The organism is Pandoraea cepalis (genome assembly GCF_902459625.1).
GTDB lineage: Bacteria > Pseudomonadota > Gammaproteobacteria > Burkholderiales > Burkholderiaceae > Pandoraea > Pandoraea cepalis.
Genome location: NZ_CABPRY010000009.1, coordinates 90,832 through 112,081 on the forward strand (window position 1 = coordinate 90,832; position 21,250 = coordinate 112,081).

The 21,250-nt window shown below is 61.9% G+C and carries 26 protein-coding genes, 1 tRNA gene and 1 pseudogene; 23 read left to right on the forward strand and 5 right to left on the reverse strand.

Annotated elements, in window-relative coordinates; translation table 11 throughout:
- Positions 1 to 2 precede the first annotated feature (2 nt).
- From hisB to tatC, 12 genes are all read left to right on the forward strand, one after another.
- The gene (gene hisB / locus PCE31107_RS17740; protein WP_017234571.1) at positions 3 to 590 is read left to right on the forward strand and encodes an imidazoleglycerol-phosphate dehydratase HisB; all 588 of its coding nucleotides are present in this window, start codon (positions 3 to 5) and stop codon (positions 588 to 590) included.
- Positions 591 to 703: 113 nt separating this feature from the next.
- On the forward strand, positions 704 to 1,330 hold the full coding sequence (locus tag PCE31107_RS17745) for a MarC family protein (RefSeq protein WP_130027394.1): 627 nt from the start codon (positions 704 to 706) through the stop codon (positions 1,328 to 1,330).
- On the forward strand, positions 1,327 to 1,965 hold the full coding sequence (hisH, locus tag PCE31107_RS17750; RefSeq protein ID WP_017234573.1) for an imidazole glycerol phosphate synthase subunit HisH: 639 nt from the start codon (positions 1,327 to 1,329) through the stop codon (positions 1,963 to 1,965). The genes PCE31107_RS17745 and hisH overlap by 4 nt, the downstream gene beginning before the upstream one ends.
- Before the next feature lie 193 nt (positions 1,966 to 2,158).
- Positions 2,159 to 2,908, forward strand: coding sequence for a 1-(5-phosphoribosyl)-5-[(5-phosphoribosylamino)methylideneamino]imidazole-4-carboxamide isomerase (hisA, locus tag PCE31107_RS17755; RefSeq protein WP_017234574.1), 750 nt, complete (start codon positions 2,159 to 2,161; stop codon positions 2,906 to 2,908).
- A gap of 38 nt (positions 2,909 to 2,946) precedes the next feature.
- A complete protein-coding gene (gene hisF, locus PCE31107_RS17760; RefSeq protein ID WP_130027392.1) occupies positions 2,947 to 3,720 on the forward strand; it encodes an imidazole glycerol phosphate synthase subunit HisF in 774 nt (257 codons plus the stop codon).
- A 17-nt stretch (positions 3,721 to 3,737) separates the two neighbouring features.
- Positions 3,738 to 4,136, forward strand: a complete 399-nt coding sequence (hisI, locus tag PCE31107_RS17765; RefSeq protein WP_017234576.1) for a phosphoribosyl-AMP cyclohydrolase — start codon at positions 3,738 to 3,740, stop codon at positions 4,134 to 4,136.
- Positions 4,137 to 4,141: 5 nt separating this feature from the next.
- Positions 4,142 to 4,498: a phosphoribosyl-ATP diphosphatase gene (locus tag PCE31107_RS17770; protein WP_130027390.1), complete on the forward strand. Its 357-nt coding sequence runs from the start codon at positions 4,142 to 4,144 to the stop codon at positions 4,496 to 4,498.
- Between the two features lie 65 nt (positions 4,499 to 4,563).
- Complete coding sequence (locus PCE31107_RS17775; RefSeq protein WP_246181874.1) at positions 4,564 to 4,986, forward strand: hypothetical protein; 423 nt, start codon at positions 4,564 to 4,566, stop codon at positions 4,984 to 4,986.
- A 55-nt stretch (positions 4,987 to 5,041) separates the two neighbouring features.
- The gene (locus PCE31107_RS17780; protein ID WP_017234579.1) at positions 5,042 to 5,416 is read left to right on the forward strand and encodes a histidine triad nucleotide-binding protein; all 375 of its coding nucleotides are present in this window, start codon (positions 5,042 to 5,044) and stop codon (positions 5,414 to 5,416) included.
- 280 nt (positions 5,417 to 5,696) lie between these two features.
- Positions 5,697 to 5,942, forward strand: coding sequence for a Sec-independent protein translocase subunit TatA (tatA, locus tag PCE31107_RS17785; protein WP_017234580.1), 246 nt, complete (start codon positions 5,697 to 5,699; stop codon positions 5,940 to 5,942).
- Positions 5,943 to 5,954: 12 nt separating this feature from the next.
- Positions 5,955 to 6,497 (forward strand): Sec-independent protein translocase protein TatB, encoded by a 543-nt coding sequence (tatB, locus tag PCE31107_RS17790; protein ID WP_017234581.1) that lies wholly within the window; start codon positions 5,955 to 5,957, stop codon positions 6,495 to 6,497.
- 65 nt (positions 6,498 to 6,562) lie between these two features.
- Entirely contained in the window at positions 6,563 to 7,354 is a 792-nt protein-coding gene (tatC, locus tag PCE31107_RS17795; protein ID WP_130027388.1) for a twin-arginine translocase subunit TatC, read from the forward strand.
- 243 nt (positions 7,355 to 7,597) lie between these two features.
- Here tatC and PCE31107_RS17800 read toward each other — a convergent pair whose 3' ends face one another.
- Entirely contained in the window at positions 7,598 to 8,833 is a 1,236-nt protein-coding gene (locus PCE31107_RS17800; RefSeq protein WP_150610072.1) for a Do family serine endopeptidase, read from the reverse strand.
- An 18-nt stretch (positions 8,834 to 8,851) separates the two neighbouring features.
- On the opposite strand from PCE31107_RS17800, the gene PCE31107_RS17805 reads away from it, so the two are divergent.
- On the forward strand, positions 8,852 to 9,601 hold the full coding sequence (locus tag PCE31107_RS17805; RefSeq protein ID WP_130027384.1) for a Nif3-like dinuclear metal center hexameric protein: 750 nt from the start codon (positions 8,852 to 8,854) through the stop codon (positions 9,599 to 9,601).
- Positions 9,602 to 9,645: 44 nt separating this feature from the next.
- On the opposite strand, the gene mscL is transcribed toward PCE31107_RS17805, so the two are convergent.
- Entirely contained in the window at positions 9,646 to 10,092 is a 447-nt protein-coding gene (gene mscL, locus PCE31107_RS17810; RefSeq protein ID WP_130027382.1) for a large conductance mechanosensitive channel protein MscL, read from the reverse strand.
- A gap of 416 nt (positions 10,093 to 10,508) precedes the next feature.
- On the opposite strand from mscL, the gene petA reads away from it, so the two are divergent.
- From petA to PCE31107_RS17840, 7 genes and pseudogenes are all read left to right on the forward strand, one after another.
- Positions 10,509 to 11,123, forward strand: a complete 615-nt coding sequence (gene petA, locus PCE31107_RS17815; RefSeq protein ID WP_017234586.1) for a ubiquinol-cytochrome c reductase iron-sulfur subunit — start codon at positions 10,509 to 10,511, stop codon at positions 11,121 to 11,123.
- A gap of 149 nt (positions 11,124 to 11,272) precedes the next feature.
- Positions 11,273 to 12,367, forward strand: a pseudogene (locus PCE31107_RS17820) (cytochrome b); the annotation flags it as partial.
- A complete protein-coding gene (locus PCE31107_RS23940) occupies positions 12,307 to 12,543 on the forward strand; it encodes a Bbp19 family protein (protein ID WP_484549310.1) in 237 nt (78 codons plus the stop codon). The pseudogene PCE31107_RS17820 and the gene PCE31107_RS23940, both read left to right, overlap by 61 nt.
- The gene (locus PCE31107_RS17825) at positions 12,540 to 13,259 is read left to right on the forward strand and encodes a cytochrome c1 (RefSeq protein ID WP_130027378.1); all 720 of its coding nucleotides are present in this window, start codon (positions 12,540 to 12,542) and stop codon (positions 13,257 to 13,259) included. Before PCE31107_RS23940 ends, PCE31107_RS17825 begins: the two co-directional genes overlap by 4 nt.
- Positions 13,260 to 13,342: 83 nt before the next feature.
- Complete coding sequence (locus PCE31107_RS17830; protein ID WP_023593906.1) at positions 13,343 to 13,954, forward strand: glutathione S-transferase N-terminal domain-containing protein; 612 nt, start codon at positions 13,343 to 13,345, stop codon at positions 13,952 to 13,954.
- A gap of 76 nt (positions 13,955 to 14,030) precedes the next feature.
- Entirely contained in the window at positions 14,031 to 14,489 is a 459-nt protein-coding gene (locus PCE31107_RS17835; protein ID WP_150610075.1) for a ClpXP protease specificity-enhancing factor, read from the forward strand.
- 126 nt (positions 14,490 to 14,615) lie between these two features.
- Positions 14,616 to 14,691, forward strand: a tRNA-Thr gene (locus PCE31107_RS17840).
- Positions 14,692 to 14,896: 205 nt separating this feature from the next.
- Here the strand turns inward: PCE31107_RS17840 and PCE31107_RS17845 are convergent.
- The 3 genes from PCE31107_RS17845 to PCE31107_RS17855 all read right to left on the reverse strand — a co-directional run bounded on the left by PCE31107_RS17845 (position 14,897) and on the right by PCE31107_RS17855 (position 18,158).
- A complete protein-coding gene (locus PCE31107_RS17845) occupies positions 14,897 to 15,949 on the reverse strand; it encodes a sensor domain-containing diguanylate cyclase (RefSeq protein ID WP_150610076.1) in 1,053 nt (350 codons plus the stop codon).
- A gap of 304 nt (positions 15,950 to 16,253) precedes the next feature.
- Positions 16,254 to 16,556, reverse strand: a complete 303-nt coding sequence (locus PCE31107_RS17850) for a hypothetical protein (RefSeq protein WP_150610077.1) — start codon at positions 16,554 to 16,556, stop codon at positions 16,254 to 16,256.
- Between the two features lie 291 nt (positions 16,557 to 16,847).
- Positions 16,848 to 18,158, reverse strand: coding sequence for a sigma-54 interaction domain-containing protein (locus PCE31107_RS17855; protein WP_130027372.1), 1,311 nt, complete (start codon positions 18,156 to 18,158; stop codon positions 16,848 to 16,850).
- 216 nt (positions 18,159 to 18,374) lie between these two features.
- Here PCE31107_RS17855 and PCE31107_RS17860 point away from each other — a divergent pair, with 216 nt between their 5' ends.
- The 3 genes from PCE31107_RS17860 (at position 18,375) to PCE31107_RS17870 (ending at position 21,214) form a co-directional block, all read left to right on the forward strand.
- Entirely contained in the window at positions 18,375 to 19,250 is an 876-nt protein-coding gene (locus PCE31107_RS17860; protein WP_130027370.1) for an MBL fold metallo-hydrolase, read from the forward strand.
- A gap of 17 nt (positions 19,251 to 19,267) precedes the next feature.
- Positions 19,268 to 19,462 carry a YgaP family membrane protein gene (locus PCE31107_RS17865; protein ID WP_130027368.1) on the forward strand — a complete coding sequence of 65 codons (195 nt, stop codon included), beginning with the start codon at positions 19,268 to 19,270 and terminating at the stop codon, positions 19,460 to 19,462.
- A gap of 84 nt (positions 19,463 to 19,546) precedes the next feature.
- Complete coding sequence (locus PCE31107_RS17870) at positions 19,547 to 21,214, forward strand: bifunctional protein tyrosine phosphatase family protein/NAD(P)/FAD-dependent oxidoreductase (RefSeq protein ID WP_150610078.1); 1,668 nt, start codon at positions 19,547 to 19,549, stop codon at positions 21,212 to 21,214.
- The last annotated feature ends 36 nt before the right edge of the window (positions 21,215 to 21,250 follow it).

The following is a 21,250-nucleotide window of genomic DNA, read 5'->3' on the forward strand; positions in this document are numbered from 1 at the left end:
CCATGCGCATTGCGGAAGTCGTTCGCGATACCAGCGAAACGCAAATACGCGTCAAGATCGACCTGGACGGCACCGGCCGCAAGGCCCTCGATACCGGCGTGCCGTTCCTGGACCACATGCTCGACCAGATCGCGCGCCACGGCCTTATCGACATGGATGTCGAAGCCCGCGGCGATACCTTTATCGACGATCACCACACGGTGGAAGACGTCGGCATCACGCTGGGCATGGCGGTGGCCAAGGCGATCGGCGACCGTAAGGGTATCGTGCGCTACGGCCACAGCTACGTGCCGCTCGACGAAGCGCTGTCGCGCGTTGTGATCGATTTCTCGGGTCGTCCCGGTCTCGAATTCCACGTGCCGTTCACGCGGGCGCGTGTCGGCAATTTCGATGTGGATCTGACCATCGAGTTTTTCCGTGGCTTCGTCAATCATGCGGGCGTCACGTTGCATATCGACAATCTGCGCGGCATCAACGCCCACCACCAGTGCGAAACGGTGTTCAAGGCGTTCGGTCGCGCGCTGCGCATGGCGGTTGAGATCGATCCGCGCGCAGCGGGTGTCGTGCCGTCCACGAAGGGAAGCCTGTAACGCGAGACGGGTCGGCGCAGCCGGCCCGGTAGCCCGATAGCCCGCCGGCCCGCAAGGCCGGCGCCCCTGCGACGATTCATCGACCGGCCGGCCGCCGGCGCCGCGTGCCCCCTATGACGCTCGACGCCTTCAAGTTCTTCATCTCGCTGCTGGCCCTGATCAATCCGCTCGGGGCGATCCCGCTTTTCATCAGCTTGACGTCCACCCAGACGCGCGATGAGAAGCGCCGTACGATCAATGTCGCGGCGATTGCGGTCGCGCTGGTGGTCGCGGGCTCGGGGCTGTTCGGTGAAGCCATCATCCGCTTCTTCGGTATTTCGATCGCGTCGCTTGAAGTTGGCGGCGGCATCATCATGTTGCTCATGGCAGTGAACATGATCAACGCGCAGACCGGGAACACACGCTCGACGGCCGAAGAGCGCGACGAAGCGGAGGAGCGGCCGAACATCGCCGTGGTGCCGCTCGCAATCCCGCTGCTCACTGGCCCGGGCACGATCAGTACCGTGATCATCTACTCCGGGCGTGCACACGGCTGGGCGCAGATCCTGATGCTCCTGGCGATCGGCGTGGGCCTGGGCGCGGTGTGCTGGGTGGCGCTGCGCAGCGCCGGGCGCCTTGAAGGCTGGCTCGGGCGTACGGGCATCAATATCGGCACGCGTCTGATGGGGTTGATCCTCTCGGCGCTGGCCGTGGAATTCATTATCGATGGTTTGAAAATACTGCTGCCGGGTTTGAGATGAATAAGATTGCGATTGTCGACTACGGAATGGGCAACCTGCGCTCGGTCTATCAGGCGCTGCGTGCCGCCGCGCCGGAGGCCGATGTGAGCATCAGCAGCGACGCCGCCGAGATTCGCGCCGCCGACCGCGTGGTGCTGCCGGGGCAGGGCGCGATGCGCGACTGCATGGGCTGCCTGAACGAGTCGGGCCTGCGCGACGCGGTCGTCGAGGCCGCCGCCACCAAGCCGATGTTCGGTGTGTGCGTGGGCGAGCAGATGCTGTTCGACATGTCGGACGAGGGCAACACGCCGGCGCTCGGCCTGCTGCCGGGCCGCGTAGTGCGCTTCGACCTCGAGGGCCAGTTGCAGGACGACGGCTCGCGCTTCAAGGTGCCGCAGATGGGCTGGAACCGCGTGCGTGAGACGCGGCCTCACCCGATCTGGGCCGGCGTGCCCGATGACAGCTATTTTTACTTCGTGCACAGCTATTACGTTGTGCCTGCAAGGCCCGAGTTGACCGTCGGCGAGACGGTCTACGGGGTGCCCTTTACCTGTGCGGTGGCCCAAGATAATATCTTTGCCACCCAGTTCCACCCGGAAAAGAGCGCTCAGGCGGGCCTTACCCTTTATCGCAATTTTGCGCAGTGGAAGCCTTGAGCGTGACCCGTCTGGCGCATTCGCGCCCGGATGTCACTCGGAGCATGCCCTGCGTCACGGCTTATACTGTGTGTCATGTTGATGAATCCGATCCCGACGTGCCGATGCCCGGCAAGGCAGGGGTCGGTTTTGTATTGTCCGCGTAATTTGCGAATTTCTTTTACCTCCCTCTAGCGACGTTTCACGATTGCCTATGCTGCTCATTCCGGCCATCGACCTTAAAGACGGTCAGTGTGTTCGCCTCAAACAAGGCGACATGGATCAAGCCACCGTATTCTCGGAGGACCCCGCCGCCATGGCTCGACATTGGGTCGAGCAAGGCGCCCGCCGCCTCCATCTGGTGGACTTGAACGGCGCATTCGTCGGCAAGCCGCGCAACGAAGCGGCCATTCGCGCCATCATTCAGGAAGTCGGCGCCGATATCCCCGTGCAACTGGGCGGCGGCATTCGCGACCTGGCCACCATCGAGCGCTATCTCGACGACGGTTTGTCGTACGTCATCATCGGGACGGCGGCGGTGAAGAATCCCGGGTTCCTCCGGGACGCATGCACGGCATTCGGCGGGCACATCATCGTCGGTCTCGACGCCAAGGACGGCAAGGTCGCCACCGACGGCTGGAGCAAGCTCACCGGCCACGAAGTCGTGGATCTGGCGCGCAAGTTCGAGGACTACGGCGTCGAATCGATCATCTACACCGATATCGGCCGCGACGGCATGCTCCAGGGCATCAATATCGACGCGACCGTGCGCCTCGCGCAGGCCGTGACCGTGCCGGTGATTGCCAGCGGCGGCCTGTCGAACCTGGGCGATATCGACGCGCTGTGCCAGGTTGAGCGGGAAGGCGTCGAAGGCGTCATCTGCGGCCGCGCGATCTACTCGGGCGACTTGAATTTCTCGGCGGCGCAAACGCGTGCGGACGAGCTTTCCGGAGGAGCGGCATAAGCGAGACCACGGCTTCGGCCGCCTCGCCTGCCAACATCATGGCTCTCGCTAAACGCATCATCCCGTGTCTGGACGTGACGGCCGGCCGCGTGGTCAAGGGTGTCAATTTTGTCGAACTTCGCGACGCGGGCGACCCCGTCGAGATCGCCCGCCGCTATGACGAGCAGGGCGCCGACGAATTGACGTTCCTCGACATCACGGCGACCTCCGACGGGCGCGACCTCATTCTGCCGATCATCGAGGCGGTGGCCGCGCAAGTCTTCATTCCGCTGACCGTGGGCGGTGGCGTGCGCGAAGTGGCCGACGTGCGCCGCCTGCTCAACGCCGGTGCCGACAAGGTCAGCATGAACTCGTCGGCCGTGGCCAATCCGCAACTGGTGGCCGACGCGGCCGCCAAGTACGGCGCGCAGTGCATCGTCGTGGCAATCGACGCCAAGCGTGTGTCCGCCGACGGCGAAACGCCGCGCTGGGAAGTCTTCACGCACGGTGGCCGCAAAGCCACGGGCCTCGACGCCGTGGCCTGGGCCAAGCGGATCGAGGCCCTGGGCGCGGGCGAAATCCTGCTCACCAGCATGGACCGCGACGGCACCAAGAGCGGCTTCGACCTCGCGCTCACGCGCGCTGTGTCAGATGCCGTGAGCATCCCCGTGATCGCCTCGGGCGGGGTGGGGTCGCTGGCCGATCTGGCCAACGGCGTGACCGAAGGCCATGCGGATGCCGTGCTCGCCGCGAGTATCTTCCACTACGGCGAGCACACGGTCGGTGAAGCGAAGCGCTTCATGGCCGAGAAGGGCATTTCGGTGCGGCTCTGAACGGAATTCCACGGATCATGACGCAAGATTGGCTGGACAAGGTAGCTTGGGACGCGCAGGGCCTCGTGCCCGTGATCGCGCAGGAACTCGGCAGCAACGATGTGCTGATGTTCGCGTGGATGAATCGCGAGGCGCTCGCGCGCACCGTCGAGACCGGCGAGGCCGTTTATTATTCGCGCTCGCGCAAGCGCCTGTGGCACAAGGGCGAGGAGTCGGGCCACGTACAGAAGGTGCATGAGATTCGTCTCGATTGCGACGAAGACGTGGTGCTGATCAAGGTCGAGCAGATCGATGGCATTGCCTGCCACACCGGTCGCCATTCCTGTTTCTTCCAGAAGTTCGAGGGCAGCGTCGAGGATGGCCATTGGGCATCCGTCGAACCGGTGCTCAAGGACCCGCACAAGATCTACAAGTGAGCACCATGAACGATACGCTGGAGCGTGTGGCCGAGGTCATCGCCTCGCGCAAGGGAGCCGACCCCGACAAGTCGTACGTTGCCCGTCTGTTCCACAAGGGTGACGACGCCATCTGCAAGAAGATCGGCGAAGAAGCCACCGAAGTGGTGCTCGCGGCGAAGGATATTCGCATTGGCGGGGCCGACAACCTGCGCCAGAAGCTCGTCAACGAGACGGCCGACCTGTGGTTTCATTGCATGGTACTGCTCGCGCATCACGACCTGAGCCCGAACGAAGTGCTCGCCGAACTGGCGCGCCGCGAAGGGTTGTCGGGTCTCGTCGAAAAGGCGCAGCGCGGCATCCGCGGCGAACACGCGGACTGATTTCCGTTGGCCTCCATGGCCGTGATCATCGATATGCCGCGCTGGCTCACGCGAGGAGACGCTTCATGAACGATTCGCAGCCCCCGGGCGCGACCGGATCGCCCGGCAGCCCCGGCAATCCTTACCTCGCGACACCCCCGGGTGCGCCCAGCGCCGAGCAGGAGCGCGCGTTGCGCAAGCTCACGCACGTGCTTTATGCGCTCTATGCGCTGTTCTGGCTCACGGGCGGCGTGACCGCCATCGTGGCGATCATCATCAACTACATCAAGCGCGATGACGCCGCCGGCACGCTCTACGCCTCGCATTTCACGTGGCAGATCCGCACGTTCTGGTGGTCGGTGGTCTGGGGGGTACTCGGCGTGGCGCTTGCCATCGTGATGGTCGGCTTCGCGATTCTCTGGGTGCTGGGCATTTGGGCGCTGTATCGGATCGTCAAGGGCTGGCTCTACCTGAACGACAACAAGCCCATGTACGCCGCGCGCGCCTGAACGATACCGAGCGGCACCTAAGCTCCCTACACGCATTCGAGAGGAAGACACACGCATGACGCACGACAACTGTATCTTCTGCAAGATCATTGCCGGGCAGATCCCGAGCGCGCAGGTCCATGCCGACGACGATGTCGTGGTGTTCAAAGACATCAATCCGGCGGCCGACCTGCACCTGCTCATGGTGCCGCGCAAGCACATCGCCACATTGCAGGACTGTCAGCCGGAAGATCAGGCGCTGCTGGGCAAGATGATGCTGCTCGCGCCGAAGCTGGCCGCCGAGCAAGGCTATCGTTTCGACGGCGATGCGTCGAACATCGAAGGCAACGGATTCCGCGTTGTGATGAACACCGGGCCGGGTGGCGGTCAGGAGGTTTATCATCTTCATATGCACATTCTGGCCGGACCGCGGCCGTGGAAGCGCATGTGAATGCCGCCGGCGGCACGACGCGACGCTTTGCCGCGCTGTGCTGCCGGAGCGTGCAAGTGTTCCGCATCGACGACGGTTTCACGAAACATTTATTTCTACCCGGTGTCCGACCCGGTTACGATGCAGGACGTGCCGCGCAATGTGCCACAATGGGGCACGTTGCTGCGGGCACAGCGGCAAACATGGAGCGATTGTTCGTGGCTGGCACGCCCCGGGCAACCGTGCACGACAAGATCCCGTCGCGACGCGGCAGGGGTGGGGAAACGCAAGGAGAGTGGTCATGGGTTCGTTGAGTATTTGGCACTGGCTGATCGTGCTGGTGATCGTGATGATGGTTTTCGGTACCAAGAAGCTGCGCAACATCGGCACCGATCTGGGAGGGGCCGTCAAGGGGTTCAAGGACGGCATGAAGGAGGGCGAAGGTGCCCCGGCCGCCAAGGATGACCCGGCGACTGCCAAGGAACTGCGCGACTCGACCACGATCGACGTGCAGGCCAAGGACACGAGCGATCGCAAGCAAGGCTAAGCCGGCGTCGACATGATCGATCTCGGTCTTTCCAAACTGATGTTGATCGGCGTTGTTGCGCTGGTCGTGATCGGGCCCGAGCGCTTGCCTAAAGTGGCGCGCACGGCGGGCGCGCTCTTTGGCCGCGCACAGCGCTATATCAACGATGTGAAGGCTGAGGTGAGCCGCGAAATGGAACTCGACGAGTTGCGCAACATGCGCACACAGTTCGAGGACGCGGCCCGCAGCGCCCAGAACACCATTCAGAAGCAACTGCACGAGCAGGAGGCGTCGCTCAACGACGCCTGGGCGAGTGCCACGGGTACGTCGTCCGGCGAGATCGCCGGCGGCGGTACGGATGCGGCGACCGGGTATTCCGACAGCTACCTTTCCGAACCCGTCGTGACGTCCGGTATCCGCGCATCGACCAAGCGCCGCAACTGGCGCGTACGCCGGACTGCTACGCCGATCTGGTTCAAGCAGGCCAGCGCCACGCGCACGCAGGTGCAGTCGGGGGCGGCGCGTGTGGCGCGTCACACACCGGCCAAGCTGCGCCGGCCCGTCAAGTTCTTCTGAGGCGCTTGCGCACCGAACTTCCCGCCATCTGGCACTGTGCCGGCTTCATTCCTGGATAAGTCGACGTGAGCGACGACAAGCAAATCCCCGACGGGGGCTCCGAAGAGACCTTCATCTCGCATCTGATCGAGTTGCGCAATCGCATCATTCGCGCGGGCGCGGCGGTGATCGTGGCGTTCCTCTCGCTGGTCTACTGGGCACCGGACATCTTCCGCCTGCTCTCCCGCCCGCTGATGCAAGCGCTGCCCGCGGGCGGCAAGATGATCGTCACCGATATTACCGGCTCGTTCTTCGTACCGATGAAGGTCACGATGATGGTGGCGTTCGTCATCGCGCTGCCCGTTGTGCTTTACCAGGCCTGGGCGTTCGTGGCGCCAGGGTTGTATCAGCACGAGAAGAAGCTGGTGATGCCGTTGGTTGTGAGCAGCTACACGCTGTTCCTGTTGGGCATGTCGTTCGCCTACTTCCTGGTGTTCCCGACCGTGTTCCACTTCATGGCGCATTACAACGCGCCATTGGGCGCGGAGATGAATACCGATATCGACAATTACCTGAGTTTTGTTCTCACGATGTTCCTATGCTTCGGGGTGACCTTCGAAGTGCCGGTGGTCGTCGTGGTGCTCGCGCGCATGGGCGTGGTGAGCATCGAGAAGCTCAAGCAGATTCGGCCGTACGTGGTGGTGGGTGCCTTTGTGCTGGCCGCCGTCGTGACGCCGCCGGACATGCTCTCGCAACTGATGTTGGCGATCCCGCTCTGTATCCTTTATGAGTTGGGCCTGATCGCGGCGCGGCTGTTCGTCAAACAGGGTCATCGGCAAGACGAAGGCAGCGAGGGGAACGGCGAGGCGACGCCGTAACCTTGGCGTGACTTGCCGCGGCACAGTCGGCTCGCGACATCGAGAATGCAGATACAGGAAAGCACGGGTCTCATGGCCCGTGCTTTTTTTGTGGGCGATCGCCGCGGGTAAGGGCTGAAGACGCGCGAGGGCAGGCGTGACGATGAGCGAGGCCCGTCGCGGCGATGAAAATGAAAACGGCCGCGCCCAAGCGCAGCCGTTGTGTCCTTCCACTTCCAGGCCGTCCTACGTGGTCCGGTGCCCTCAGTCGGCGCTGTTCCCGTCGGTGCCATCGCCGCCGTCGGTACCGTCTCCACCGTCCTGCGCCGGTCGCTTGGGCGGCGGTGGGCGCTTGCCGATCGTCACGGTAAGATCCATCGCTTTCTTCTTGCGCGTGACGTTCAGCTTGGCCTGCGTGCCCGGCTTGATCTGGGCGATGACGTTGAGCAATTCGGTGGTGTCGCGAATCGATGCGTCGTTCACCTTTGTCAGGATGTCGCCCGGCTGGACGCCGGCCTTGTCGGCGGGGCCACCCTGCACGACGCCGGCGATGATGACGCCCGAATCCTGCTGCAGGCCAAACGACTCGGCGATATCCGAGGTGATGTCCTGCGGCTCGACCCCGACCCAGCCGCGCGTGACCGAACCGGTGGTGATGATGCTCTCGAGCACCGAGCGCGCCGTCGATACGGGGATCGCGAAGCCGATGCCCATGTTGCCGCCGCTACGCGAGTAGATCGCCGTGTTGATGCCGAGCAGGTTGCCGTTTGCGTCGACCAGCGCGCCGCCCGAATTGCCGGGGTTGATGGCGGCGTCCGTCTGGATGAAGTTCTCGAACGTGCTGATATCGAGGTGATTGCGCCCCAGCGCGCTGATGATGCCCATCGTAACGGTCTGGCCGACGCCGAACGGGTTGCCGATGGCGAGGACCACGTCACCCACGCGCACCTGTTCCATGCGGCCCAGCGTGATGGCGGGAAGGTTGTCGAGCGTGATCTTGAGCACCGCGAGGTCGGTCTCGGGGTCGCTGCCGACCAGCTTGGCGCGGGCCTTGCGGCCGTCGGCCAGGGCGACTTCGATCTCGTCGGCCCCGTCCACCACGTGATGATTCGTGAGAATATAGCCTTCGCTGCTCACAATCACGCCCGAGCCGAGGCTCGAGACCGGGTCTTGCCGCATTGTGCCGCCGCCGTCGCCAAAGAAATACCGGAACAACGGATCATCGAGGCGCGGATCGCGATTCTGCTTTTGTTCCTTGCTGGAAAAAATGCTGACGACCGCGGGCATCGCCTTTTGTGCGCCATCGGCGTACGAGCCGGTCGACGGCTTCTCGGACAGACTCGGCGCGACTTCCTGCAGGGCGATGATGGGATTGGCCAGTTGCTTGCCGAACGAACCCTGGCGTTGCAGCCACTGAGGCTTGAGGGTGGCGACGATGAAGAGCAACGCAAGCAGCACGGTGACCGCTTGCGCGAACAGTAGCCAGAAGCGTCTGAGCATGAAAGAGCGAGACCTTATATGAATCGTGTTGAACTCGAATTGTATCTGAACGATACCCTGCAAATCGCGCAATTTCGCGATTACTGCCCGAATGGCCTACAGGTCGAAGGGCGCGGCGAAATTCAGAAAATCGCCAGTGGCGTGACCGCCAGCCTGGCTTTTCTCGAAGCCGCCCGCGACTGGGGCGCCGATGCCGTCCTCGTTCACCATGGTTACTTCTGGAAGAGCGAAGATGCCAGAATTACCGGGATGAAGCGACGTCGTTTGGGGGTGTTGATCGGTCACGACATCAATCTGTTCGCCTACCACCTACCGCTCGACGCCCATCCCGAACTGGGCAACAACGCGCAACTCGGCAAGTTGCTGGGTTTCACCGACGACGGCGGTCGTTTTGGCCCGGATCAGCTTGGATGGCTTGGCGCGCCCGCCGCGCCGACGACATTGGCGGCGCTTGCGGCGCACGTTGAAGCACGGCTGGGGCGCGCGCCTCTGTTGCTGGGCGACCCGAACCGCGAGGTGCGCCGTATCGCGTGGTGCACCGGCGGGGCGCAGGGCTTCTTCGAGGCCGCCATCGGGGCGGGTGCGGATGTCTATATCAGCGGCGAAGTCTCCGAGCCCACCCAGCATCTCGCGCTCGAGAGCGGCGTGGGCTATCTGGCGGCGGGTCATCATGCGACCGAGCGTGGCGGTGCCAAGGCGGTTGGCGAGCACATCGCGGCGCGGTTCGGGCTCACGCATCGATTCTTCGATATGCCGAACCCGGCCTGACCTGAGGCGCCTTCCGGGGCGGCGCGTGGCCGCCCTGCGCGGCCTTACCCGTTCTGCTTCTTGAGGCTGTCGCGGATTTCGCGCAGCAGAACGATGTCTTCCGGCGTGGCTGCGGGGGCCGCCGGGGCTTCCGGCGCCGGACGCTTGAGCCGGTTGATCTGCTTGACCATCAGGAAAATGATGACGGCCAGGATCAGGAAGTTCAGGGCCACGGTGATGAAGTTGCCGTAACCGAAGACGGCCACGCCGGCTTTGGTCAGATCGGCGTAGGACGTCGGGTTGCCCTTGAACTCGGGCGGGATGGTGCCGAGCAGAATGAACTTGCTCGAGAAATCTAGGCCACCGAAGATTGCACCGACGATCGGCATGATCAGGTCTTTGACGACCGAATCGACGATCTTGCCGAAGGCCCCGCCGATGATCACGCCGACGGCCAGATCGATCACATTGCCCTTGACGGCAAATTCCTTGAATTCCGACATGAAGCTCATGCCATTTCTCCCTGTTATGTTGAGTGACCCGGGGAGCATCGCGCTACACCGGCACTCACGAACTGGCATTGATTGACCGGTAATTCCATGCGGGCCGCACGGCTGCGGCGGGGGTCGCGTCAAATAATGTCACGCGAATGCCACAGGCCGCGCACGATGTCACCGGGACGAGACAGGGAAAATGATGACTAAATGTCGTGCACGCGTCAACGAAAGCGGCGATCATGACGGTTCTCGTGCAGCATCCCAGAAGCGAAACCCCGGGTGAGCGCTGGCCACCCGCAGGGTACGTTAATCCTTTGAAAATACGCGAAAACCACTAGGAGGCTGGGGCGTTTTGCCGTTGTTTCAGGCATTCACGCTCGCGTATGATTTAAGGTTGACGGAAATACCAATTCAACCGTGTGGGGCTTGTGATGAGTGACAATCAAGAAAAGGCCGTCGACAGTAGCCGTCGGAATCTGTTGATTGCAACGTCCGTAGCGGGAGGCGTGGGCGGCGTTGCAACGTTGGTTCCCTTTGTCAGTTCGCTCGAACCCTCGGAGCGCGCCAAGGCGGGCGGGGCGCCGGTCGAGGCAGACATCAGCAATCTCAAGCCGGGCGACAAGATGACCGTGTCCTGGCGCGGCTTGCCCGTGTGGATCGTGCGTCGCACGCCTGACGAGATGGCTTCGCTGTCCAAAGTGACGGCGGAGTTGGCTGATCCGGACTCCAAGGAAACGTTTTCCTATCCGATGCCCGACTATTGCAAGAACGCGTTCCGTGCGCGTGTCGAGCACAAGGATCTGCTTGTGGTCGTCGGCATCTGCACTCACCTCGGTTGCATCCCTTCCGGCCCTTACCAGGCGAACGCCAACGCCGCGCTGGGCCCCGATCCGGGCTTCCTGTGCCCGTGCCACGGGTCGACCTACGATATGTCTGGCCGTGTCTTCAAGAACAAGCCGGCGCCAAAGAATCTCGACGTTCCCCGGTTCATGTTCGTGAACGACACCAAGCTCGTGATCGGTAAAGACGAAAAAGGAGAAGCGTAATCATGGCCGCCGACAAACAGGTCGACACGACGGGCTTGCTGGGCTGGATCGATCGCCGGTTTCCGCTCAGCCAGCTCTGGAGGGAGCACGCGTCCGAGTATTACGCGCCCAAGAATTTCAACTTCTGGTATTTCTTCGGATCGCTGGCCATGCTGGTGCTGGTGATTCAGATCCTCACCGGTATTTTCCTGGTGATGAACTACAAGCCCGACGCCAACCTCGCGTTCGCGTCGGTCGAGTACATCATGCGCGAAGTGCCGTGGGGCTGGCTCATTCGCTATATGCACTCGACGGGCGCATCGATGTTCTTCGTCGTGGTGTATCTGCACATGTTCCGCGGGCTGTTGTACGGTTCCTACCGCAAGCCGCGTGAGCTGGTGTGGGTGTTCGGGTGTTTGATCTTTCTGTGCCTGATGGCTGAAGCGTTCATGGGCTATCTGCTGCCGTGGGGGCAGATGTCGTACTGGGGCGCGCAGGTGATCGTGAATCTGTTCTCGGCGATTCCGTTCATCGGTCCGGACCTGTCGCTGTGGATTCGCGGCGACTACGTGGTGTCGGATGCCACGCTCAACCGCTTCTTCGCGTTCCACGTAATCGCCGTTCCGCTGGTGCTTATCGGGTTGATCGTCGCGCACATCATCGCGCTGCATGAAGTCGGGTCCAACAACCCCGACGGCATCGAGATCAAGGACAAAAAAGACGCCAATGGCCGGCCGCTCGATGGCATTCCGTTCCATCCGTACTACACGGTGCACGACATCATGGGCGTGGGCGTGTTCCTGATGGTGTTCTCGGCGATCGTGTTCTTCGCGCCGACGATGGGCGGTTACTTCCTTGAAGCGAATAACTTCATTCCGTCCGACTCGCTCAAGACGCCGCCGCACATTGCGCCGGTGTGGTACTTCACGCCGTTCTACTCGATGCTGCGTGCCACGACCGACGACTTCAAGCATTTGTTGATGGGGCTGGCGGTGATCGTCACGGCGATCTGGTGGATCAAGGGCAAAGCGGCCGCGACCACGAAGGTGGCGGCGTCTGGCGGTGTCGTGTTGCTGCTGCTGGCGATGTATCTGACCGAGGCCAAGTTCTGGGGCGTGGTGGTGATGGGCGGCGCGGTGGTCACGCTGTTCTTCCTGCCGTGGCTGGACCATAGCCCGGTGAAATCGATTCGTTACCGTCCCGGATTCCACAAAGTGTTGTTGGGCATTCTCGTCGTCGTTTTTGCGGTGCTGGGGTATCTGGGCATTCAGGAACCGACGCCCATGAAGACCGCGATTTCGCAGGTCGGCGCGCTGTACTACTTCGGATTCTTCTGGCTGATGCCGCTGTGGAGCAAACGCGGCACGTTCAAGCCGGTGCCGGATCGCGTGACCTTCGCGGCGCATTGAGCGCCCGCCAACGACTAGGGATATCACGATGAGAAAACTGTTGCTTGTCCTGGCGCTCCTGAGTGGTTTCGCGGCGCCGGTCTTGGCTGAAGAAAGTATGGCGCTGGATACGGCGCCCAATCGGATCGACGACCTGGCCTCGCTGCAGCGAGGCGCGAAGCTGTTCGTGAACTACTGCCTGAACTGCCATTCGGCGGCGTCGATGCGGTATTCGCGCCTGAAGGATCTGGGATTGTCGGATGCAGAGATCAAGAACAATCTGCTTTTCACGACGGACAAGATTGGCGACACGATGACCGTGGCCATGCGTGCGGCGGATGCCAAGGAGTGGTTTGGTGCACCGCCGCCGGATCTGTCGGTCGAGGCGCGGGCGCGGGGGACGGACTGGTTGTATACCTACTTGCGTACGTTCTATCGGGACGATGCGCGGCCGACGGGGTGGAACAACCTGGCGTTCCCGAATGTGGGTATGCCAAACCCGCTCTGGCAGTTGCAGGGACAGCGGGGATTGAAGCATGGGGAGGGGGCGGAGCATGGTCCGGCCCAGTTCGTGCAGATCACGCAGGGGACGATGAAACCGGTGGAATTCGATGCTGCCGTGGCCGATCTGGTATCTTATCTGGATTGGATGTCGGAACCGGCGCAACGCACACGCCGGCAGTTGGGTGTCTGGGTTTTGTTGTTCTTGGGACTCTTTACGGTACTTGCCTGGCGCCTGAATGCGGCCTATTGGAAGGACGTGAAGTAAAATAACGTCTGTACGACGGGGCCAGGGTTTGGGGAGCGTCGATTTCCCGCCCCGGCCCCGTTGGTTTTTAAGGAAGACGCGCTATGATGGTTTTGTACTCGGGCACTACGTGCCCCTTCTCCCAGCGTTGCCGGCTGGTTCTGTTCGAAAAAGGCATGGATTTCGAAATCCGTGACGTCGATCTGTTCAACAAGCCGGAAGACATTGCGGTGATGAATCCGTACGGTCAGGTGCCGATTCTTGTTGAACGCGACTTGATTCTGTACGAATCGAACATCATCAATGAGTACATTGACGAACGATTCCCGCATCCGCAGTTGATGCCGGCCGATCCGGTGCAGCGTGCGCGTGCGCGGTTGTTCCTGTTCAATTTCGAGAAAGAGCTGTTCGTGCATGTGAGCGCGCTCGAGAACGAAAAGGGCAAGGCGGCGGAGAAGACGCATGAGAAGGCGCGTGCGTCGATTCGCGATCGTCTGACGCAGCTTGCGCCGATCTTCGTGAAGAACAAGTACATGTTGGGCGAGGAGTTCTCGATGCTCGACGTGGCGATTGCGCCGTTGTTGTGGCGTCTGGATCACTACGGCATCGAGTTGTCGAAGAATGCCGCGCCGTTGATGAAGTATGCCGAGCGGATTTTCAGCCGTCCGGCGTACATTGAAGCGCTGACGCCGTCCGAAAAGGTCATGCGTCGCTGATGCGTTGATTGAACCGCTGGCGAGGCTGGCCTGCCGAGTGCGGTGGGCGGGTTTCGCGGCGGGATGAGTTGGTCATATGCCTGAAACGTCTACCAAGCCTTACCTTTTGCGCGCGCTGTACGAGTGGTGTACCGACAACGGGTACACACCGTATTTGGCCGTGCATGTCGATGCCAGGACGCGAGTACCGCGCGAGTTTGTGAAAGATGGCGAGATCGTGCTGAACATCAGCTTCGATGCCACGAGCGGATTGCAGATGGGCAACGACTGGATTGAATTCAGTGCCCGCTTCGGCGGCATCTCGCAGAAAGTGGAAGTGCAGGTGCCGAACGTGCTGGCGATTTATGCTCGTGAGAATGGACAGGGGATGGCGTTCCCGGTCGACAAGCAGGCGTCTGCGGAAGAGGGGGCCGAGTTGGAAGCGGTGCCGTCGATGCAGGCCCCGGGCGATGACGATTCGGATCCGACGCGCCCGGGCGGCAATGGCGCGGCGGGCGGCAGTGCTGGACGCGCTCGCCTGAAGGTGGTGAAGTAATTCGCGAGGGTAGGTGTGCGGGGTGAGCGCTTTGTGCGCATTACCCCAATCGCTAGCGTCCACGAACAATTTTGCCCTGACAGGGAGTCGTCAGTGACCGATGAATCGGTTACAATACACGACTTCGCCGGCTTAGCTCATCTGGTAGAGCAGTTGATTTGTAATCATCAGGTGGCGGGTTCGAGTCCTGCAGCCGGCACCAATCAATTCGAAGGGCCACGTGATTTTCACGTGGCCCTTCGACGTTTTCAATAGTTCCCGCGCTGCCAGTGTGCCGCTTGAGACGGCTCACTAACGTTCCCGGTGCAGGTCGCCGCAGTGACGCCCGACGACGCTCAGTCGCGAGGATCAGCCCGGCGAAGCAAATAACGCCACGCCAAAACAATCGCCGCACCCAAACCAGCGGATCAACGCGACTGCCGCTTGTATCCTTCGCCGCCGATGCGTGCTCGGTCTACCGCCGCAATTCGGTTGCGTCCCTGGTCTTTTGCCTGATAGAGCTGCGCATCAGCCAGATTGATAAATGCGGTGACATCGATGTCTCCGGTCGGCACGACGGTGGCTACCCCGAAGCTTGCCGTGACTCGCTGACCGTGCGGGGAGCGCAGGTGAGCGATGGCTTCCTCCGCGATCAGCGCGCGGCAACGCTCCGCGACACGCACGGCGTCATCGGCATTCGTATCTGCGAGCACGAGTATGAATTCTTCCCCGCCAAACCTGCCCAGGAACGCATTCGGCCCAACTGCCTCTTCGAGCACGCGCGCAAGGCGTTTCAGACATTCGTCGCCTTGAAGATGACCGTAATAATCGTTGTACGATTTGAAGAAATCGATGTCGATCATCACGAGCGAAAGCGGGTTGCCCGATGCCGCCGCGCTCGCCCATTCGCGGGCAATGACCGTGTCGAACATGCGACGGTTGCCGACCCCGGTCAAACTGTCTGACAACGAGAGCCGCTCCAGTTCGCGCTGGAGTTCAGCGAGCCGAGCCTCGGTGCGCTTACGTTCACTGATGTCGAACATAAAGCCGATCAGCGCGTCAACGTCACCGTTCTCTTTGCGCACGACGTGGACAACGTCGCGAATCCACACATACCCGCCGTCCGCAGTCAGCGCACGATAGTCCGCCTCATGATCGGCGCCCGCTTGCGACTGTGCGACGCAAAATTCCACAACCGCCTCCCGGTCCTCCGGATGCATCCGCGAGGCCCAGTCCTCGACCGTTCTCCATGTCGACGGCGCGTAGCCGAGCAGTTCCTCAATCTGCGGGCCGATATAGGTGAACTGCATGGTCGCCCAGTCGATCTTCCAGGGGATCGCTCGGGTTGACTCGAGCAACGTGCGATAAACCGCGGGGTTGTCCTCGCCGGGCTGGTGTCCGGACGATACCAGGCTGTCCTCGTGGCGCAGGAATGCGGCTTGAAGCGAGCTGGGTGCTAAATCCTTTTCTTCGTGACTCATCGTGATCTTCCAATACCCTGTAAACCCATTATCGGCAGGTCCGGCAGAGCCTTGAGCACAGCGCGAAGATTGAGCGCCCGCAGACCTGTGACCTGTCCGGAAAATCTCCTACCAACCGAATCTAGAGATTACGGCTCCTCAGCTCATGCGTGGTGAACGTTGGGGAGATCATGGTGGAGACGTGAATCACCGAAGCCGACCATCGCGCCAATATCGGCGTCCAATCCCCCGGCGCACGAGACTCACCATCAAACTCGAAGGGGCGTGAAGCGAGGCCGCCGACATCGACGGGCCTCCGTCATCGTTACCCCCTCACTTTCGGCGGCAGCCCCTTGCCCGGCGAGTAGAGGATCAGACTCGGGCTAATCAATTTGTCCGACGCGACCACGGCATGTGCCAAGGTGTCGAAATAGATGGCGTGCTCCGGGTCGGCAACCGGGGACTTTTTGATTTCCCTTGCCAGTTCGTCCCACTCGAAGCCGAGGTATTTCCTGTGTTCGTAGAACCAGACGACGTGTCCTTCCCTTGCGAGCGACTTCGGGATGTCGCGTCCGTCATCTCCTCCATCTGCACCGCCCTTTCCGTTGTCATTGTCTGAAGTACTCATCAAGGCCTCCTGTGATGTGCGCGGGTTCAGCCGAGCTATCGGCCAAGCGCATCATCGCAGCAGTGTCGAGCCTTGAGTTTCAGTAACTTCTGAATAACTTCGCCGATGTGTCGACACTCGAAACGTATCGGCCACCGACAAAAACGCTCGCGACGTACGACCGGTTGAAAATACGGATGCGTCACTCCCTCGCGGCTTCCCGCTCCCGCCGCCGGTTTCCCGCTTCTCCGCGAAGCCGGACGTCGCGTTCGATGCGCACCCGCGCGGCGCAAACGGCGGGCGATGCCGGTGTCACGCCAATCCTTCGGCTTTCAGACGCCGATACAAGGTGCGCTCGCTCAACCCCAGATGGGCCGCCAATGCCTTGCGCGTGCCCTGGAAATTGCGAACCACCGTGGCGAGATCGGCTTCGCCGCCAGCCGTGCGCATCGCCGTCTGGCGGGTTGTCGCCACGTCGAGTGCGAGGTGCTCGGGCCTGATCACGCCGTCGTCGGCGAACAGACGTGCGCGCTCAAGCACGTTTCGCAATTCCCGGATGTTGCCTGGCCAATCGTATCGAACGAGTTGCGCCATGGCCTCCGGCGAAGTATGCAGTCGTTGATCGGGTTCTTTGCCCCCTCGCTGGAGCAGCGACTCCACGAGCAGGGGAATATCGTCGCGCCGCTCCCGTAACGCGGGCAGGTGAATGGGGAAAGCGCTGATCCGGTAATAGAGATCCTGACGAAACGCGCCTTCGGCCACCATCGTTTGCAGCGGCTTGTGGGTGGCGGCGACCAAACGGAAATCTGCCTGTTGCGTGTCGACGGAACCGACCCGGCGGTAGGTGCCCGACTCGATCAACCGCAACAGCTTGACCTGCATCCCCAGCGGTACGTCACCGATTTCGTCGAGGAAAATGGTGCCGCCTTTTGCCGTCTCGACGAGTCCAGCCTTGCGCGTATGCGCGCCGGTGAATGCCCCCTTCTCGTAGCCGAACAGTTCGCTCTCGAACAGGGTTTCGGTCAGCCCCGAGCAGTCGACCACCACAAACGGGCCGCGCGAGCGCTGGCTCGCCTCATGCAATGCGCGCGCAAACAACTCCTTGCCGCTGCCCGACTCTCCCAACAGCAGCACCGGCAATTCGGCAGTCGCCACCCGCTGCAGTTCGCCGAGGGCGCGATTGAACGCGGGCGACTTGCCGACCAGCCCCTGACGACTGGCTTGCACCGACGCGTGTCGTACGGTTTGCAACCGCTCGACGAATCCAACGACTTGATGATGGCTGTCCACGATCGGCCGGAGTTCAACGTCGACATGCTCCGGACCCCGCGGCGTGTGGTGGATGTGGAGAACGCGATCCGGCCCCTTGCTGATCAGCGCGCTTTGCATAGGGCAATGCTCGCCGGCCTGATCGCAGGGCACCGCGTAATGGTGCGACATCGCATAGCACTTGTGGCCGACGTACGGCTTTCCTGCCGTCGCGAACTGGCGCTTGTAGGCCGTATTGGCCGCCAGGATCTCGTAATCGGTGTTCATCACGATCATGGGCGCGGATTCGTGATCGAGATAGGAAATCAGGGCCTGGACCTGGAAGGCCTGAAGCACTTCGGGAACGGGGTGCATAGCGGATGCTCGCGATAGTTGAATGACGACGACTGCCAGTACTGCCATTTGGCAGTATGCCACTGCCAAATGGCACTGTCACGAGCGACAGAAATCGCTCAGTCCCATCCGAGATCAAAATTTTTATTATTTGAATCATTGAGTTAACGGAATTTCGCGAGTTGGCACGAATTTTGATAGGTATCGGACATTCGACTGATTCATGAGGAGGAGATCATGGAGAACCTGTATATCGAGGGCAACTTCGACCCGGCGACCAGCACCATCAGCTATATCGTGCTGGATCGCGCCACAAACCACTGCGCGTTGCTCGACACTGTGCTCGATTACGACCCGAAGTCCGGCCGGACCTCGACACACAGCGCCGACCACCTGATCGAGCGGGTTCAGGCGCTGGGCGCGACGGTGCAGTGGATTCTGGAGACCCACGCTCACGCCGACCATTTGTCGGCCGCGCCCTATCTCAAGCAGAAGCTGGGCGGTCGTATCGGCATTGGCGAGCATATCCGCCAGGTGCAGGATGTGTTCGGCAAACTGTTCAATGCGGGCAGCGAATTCGCGCACGACGGAAGTCAGTTCGATCACCTGTTCGCGCACGGCGAGCATTTCCAGATCGGCGATCTGAAAGCCCGCGTCATGCATACGCCGGGGCATACCCCCGCGTGCATCACATACGTCGTCGAGGAAGGCGACCAGATCGCCGCCTTCGTGGGCGACACGCTCTTCATGCCCGACTACGGCACGGCGCGTTGCGATTTTCCCGGCGGCAATGCGCGCACGTTGTTCCACTCCATCAACGAGGTCCTCAGCCTGCCTGCACATACGCGGCTCTACCTCTGCCACGACTATCAACCCAACGCCCGCAAGCTGGAATTCGTCACCACTGTCGCCGACGAACGCAAGCACAACGTTCATGTGCGTGACGGAATCAGCGAGGAAGAGTTCGTGGCCATGCGCACGACACGCGACGCGACGCTGGACATGCCGACGCTGCTGCTTCCGTCAGTCCAGGTCAACATGCGCGCGGGGCAGTTGCCGCCGGCGGAAGACAACGGCGTGCGCTACCTGAAGATTCCCCTTAACGCTGTTTGATCACGCGAGGCGCCATCATGAATATCAATGTGGGCGGTGTGGACCGTGGCCTGCGAATCGTCGCCGGCGCGGTGCTGATCTTGCTTGCGGCCACCGGAACCGTCGGGTGGTGGGGGTGGCTGGGGCTGATCGCTTTGATCACCGGACTGGTCCGGTTCTGTCCGCTTTACTCACTGTTCGGCATCAGCAGTTGCAAGACACGGGGTCTTTGACCCCATCGCTCGGTCGGCACCGGCGCGGCTTTGCCCCCCGAAATGCCAACGCCGAAGCGCCTATCGTCACCGAGGAGACACTCCATGAATATCAAGCAACTGACGGCGCAATTGTCCGTCTGCGCGCAGGTCTCGCCTGCCGACGTTCCGGACATTGCTGCCGCTGGCTTCAAGTCCATCATCTGCAACCGGCCGGACGGCGAAGCCGCCGACCAACCCAGCTTTCGCGAAGTGGAGCAGCAGGCTCAGGCGGCGGGGCTGGAAATCCGCTACCTGCCGGTGACACCCGGCAGGGTGTCCGACGAACAGGCCGCCCAGTTCGATCAACTGCTCGACGTGTTGCCCAAGCCGATCCTTGCGTATTGCCGCAGTGGCATGCGAAGCACGACGCTGTGGGGACTCTCGCGCGCCGATCGCCTGTCCACCGGCGAAATCCTCAAGCGCGCCGAAGCGTGCGGCTACGATCTGAGCGCGCTGGTGCGCCGGATCTCACAGACCGCTGCCACGCCGTTCGCTGTCGCCGATTCGACCCACCGGGTCGTCATCGTGGGCGGCGGTGCGGCCGGCATATCGGTGGCGTCGAGTCTGCTGGCCCGCCAGCCGGGACTCGACATCGCCATCATCGATCCCGCCGACGTGCATTACTACCAGCCTGGGTGGACTCTGGTGGGCCGCGGGGTATTCAAGCCCGCACAGACCGCCAGGGTCATGGGGTCGCTGATTCCGCGCGGCGTGCGCTGGATCAAGTCGGCTGTCGCAGGCTTCGAACCGGAGCGCAACGCGGTCTTGCTCGAAGGCTGCCGGGTCGTGAAGTACGAGCAGTTGATTGTGTGCCCGGGGTTGAAACTGAACTGGGAGGGTATCGAAGGGCTCACGGATACGCTGGGGCGCAACGGCGTGACGTCGAATTACCGTTACGATCTCGCGCCCTACACGTGGGAGTTGGTCGAGCGCTTCAAAGGCGGCAACGCGCTGTTCACCCAACCGCCGATGCCGATCAAATGCGCCGGCGCGCCTCAGAAAGCGATGTACCTCTCGTGCGACGCGTGGCGACGCGCCGGTGTGCTCGGCCAGTCTCACGTGAAGTTCTTCTCGGCCGGTAATGCGCTGTTCGGCGTGCCGGAATACGTGCCGGCCCTCATGGAGTATGTGAAGTCTTATGCGATCGATCTCAATTTCGGCCACAACCTGACGGCCGTCGACGGCGTACGCAAGGTTGCGACCTTCAGCGTGGCGTCCGCCCAGGGCGACGCCGGGAAAATCGAAGTTCCGTTCGACATGATCCACGTGGTGCCGCCACAAACGGCGCCCGACTTCGTCAGCCGCAGTCCGCTGGCCGATCCCGCCGGGTGGATCGATGTCGATCAGGGGACGCTGCAACACAAGCACTTCAGCAATATCTTCGGACTGGGAGACGCCAGTAATTCGCCCAACGCGAAAACGGCTGCGGCCGCGCGAAAACAGGCGCCGGTGGTGGCGCACAACGTGCTCTTCAATCTTGGCCTCAAACGCGGGCAGGCACGCTACGACGGTTACGGATCGTGCCCGCTGACGGTGGAGCGCGGCAAGATCGTGCTGGCCGAGTTCAACTACGGTGGAAAGCTCGCGCCCAGCTTTCCTTCCTGGCTGATCGACGGCACGCGCCCCTCGCGTCTGGCGTGGCTGCTCAAGGAGCGCATTCTGCCGCCGCTCTATTGGGAAGGCATGCTCAAAGGCCACGAGTGGATGGCACAGCCGGAAATGGTCGGCTGATGCGCGCGCGTTCCAAGATAACCCATCGAGATCCTT

Excerpts from the sequence above, each read along its gene's own strand:
- PCE31107_RS17850 (WP_150610077.1), bottom strand. The coding sequence starts at position 16,556 with ATGAGTACTTCAGACAATGACAACGGAAAGGGCGGTGCAGATGGAGGA.
- PCE31107_RS17865 (WP_130027368.1), top strand. The coding sequence starts at position 19,268 with ATGAATATCAATGTGGGCGGTGTGGACCGTGGCCTGCGAATCGTCGCC.
- PCE31107_RS17770 (WP_130027390.1), top strand. The coding sequence starts at position 4,142 with ATGAACGATACGCTGGAGCGTGTGGCCGAGGTCATCGCCTCGCGCAAG.
- hisF (WP_130027392.1), top strand. The coding sequence starts at position 2,947 with ATGGCTCTCGCTAAACGCATCATCCCGTGTCTGGACGTGACGGCCGGC.
- mscL (WP_130027382.1), bottom strand. The coding sequence starts at position 10,092 with ATGAGCTTCATGTCGGAATTCAAGGAATTTGCCGTCAAGGGCAATGTG.
- tatA (WP_017234580.1), top strand. The coding sequence starts at position 5,697 with ATGGGTTCGTTGAGTATTTGGCACTGGCTGATCGTGCTGGTGATCGTG.
- PCE31107_RS17775 (WP_246181874.1), top strand. The coding sequence starts at position 4,564 with ATGAACGATTCGCAGCCCCCGGGCGCGACCGGATCGCCCGGCAGCCCC.
- PCE31107_RS17835 (WP_150610075.1), top strand. The coding sequence starts at position 14,031 with ATGCCTGAAACGTCTACCAAGCCTTACCTTTTGCGCGCGCTGTACGAG.
- PCE31107_RS17745 (WP_130027394.1), top strand. The coding sequence starts at position 704 with ATGACGCTCGACGCCTTCAAGTTCTTCATCTCGCTGCTGGCCCTGATC.
- PCE31107_RS17860 (WP_130027370.1), top strand. The coding sequence starts at position 18,375 with ATGGAGAACCTGTATATCGAGGGCAACTTCGACCCGGCGACCAGCACC.
- PCE31107_RS17805 (WP_130027384.1), top strand. The coding sequence starts at position 8,852 with ATGAATCGTGTTGAACTCGAATTGTATCTGAACGATACCCTGCAAATC.
- PCE31107_RS17830 (WP_023593906.1), top strand. The coding sequence starts at position 13,343 with ATGATGGTTTTGTACTCGGGCACTACGTGCCCCTTCTCCCAGCGTTGC.
- PCE31107_RS17855 (WP_130027372.1), bottom strand. The coding sequence starts at position 18,158 with ATGCACCCCGTTCCCGAAGTGCTTCAGGCCTTCCAGGTCCAGGCCCTG.
- hisA (WP_017234574.1), top strand. The coding sequence starts at position 2,159 with ATGCTGCTCATTCCGGCCATCGACCTTAAAGACGGTCAGTGTGTTCGC.
- PCE31107_RS17845 (WP_150610076.1), bottom strand. The coding sequence starts at position 15,949 with ATGAGTCACGAAGAAAAGGATTTAGCACCCAGCTCGCTTCAAGCCGCA.
- tatB (WP_017234581.1), top strand. The coding sequence starts at position 5,955 with ATGATCGATCTCGGTCTTTCCAAACTGATGTTGATCGGCGTTGTTGCG.
- PCE31107_RS17800 (WP_150610072.1), bottom strand. The coding sequence starts at position 8,833 with ATGCTCAGACGCTTCTGGCTACTGTTCGCGCAAGCGGTCACCGTGCTG.
- PCE31107_RS17825 (WP_130027378.1), top strand. The coding sequence starts at position 12,540 with ATGAGAAAACTGTTGCTTGTCCTGGCGCTCCTGAGTGGTTTCGCGGCG.
- petA (WP_017234586.1), top strand. The coding sequence starts at position 10,509 with ATGAGTGACAATCAAGAAAAGGCCGTCGACAGTAGCCGTCGGAATCTG.
- PCE31107_RS17870 (WP_150610078.1), top strand. The coding sequence starts at position 19,547 with ATGAATATCAAGCAACTGACGGCGCAATTGTCCGTCTGCGCGCAGGTC.
- hisI (WP_017234576.1), top strand. The coding sequence starts at position 3,738 with ATGACGCAAGATTGGCTGGACAAGGTAGCTTGGGACGCGCAGGGCCTC.
- hisH (WP_017234573.1), top strand. The coding sequence starts at position 1,327 with ATGAATAAGATTGCGATTGTCGACTACGGAATGGGCAACCTGCGCTCG.
- PCE31107_RS17780 (WP_017234579.1), top strand. The coding sequence starts at position 5,042 with ATGACGCACGACAACTGTATCTTCTGCAAGATCATTGCCGGGCAGATC.
- hisB (WP_017234571.1), top strand. The coding sequence starts at position 3 with ATGCGCATTGCGGAAGTCGTTCGCGATACCAGCGAAACGCAAATACGC.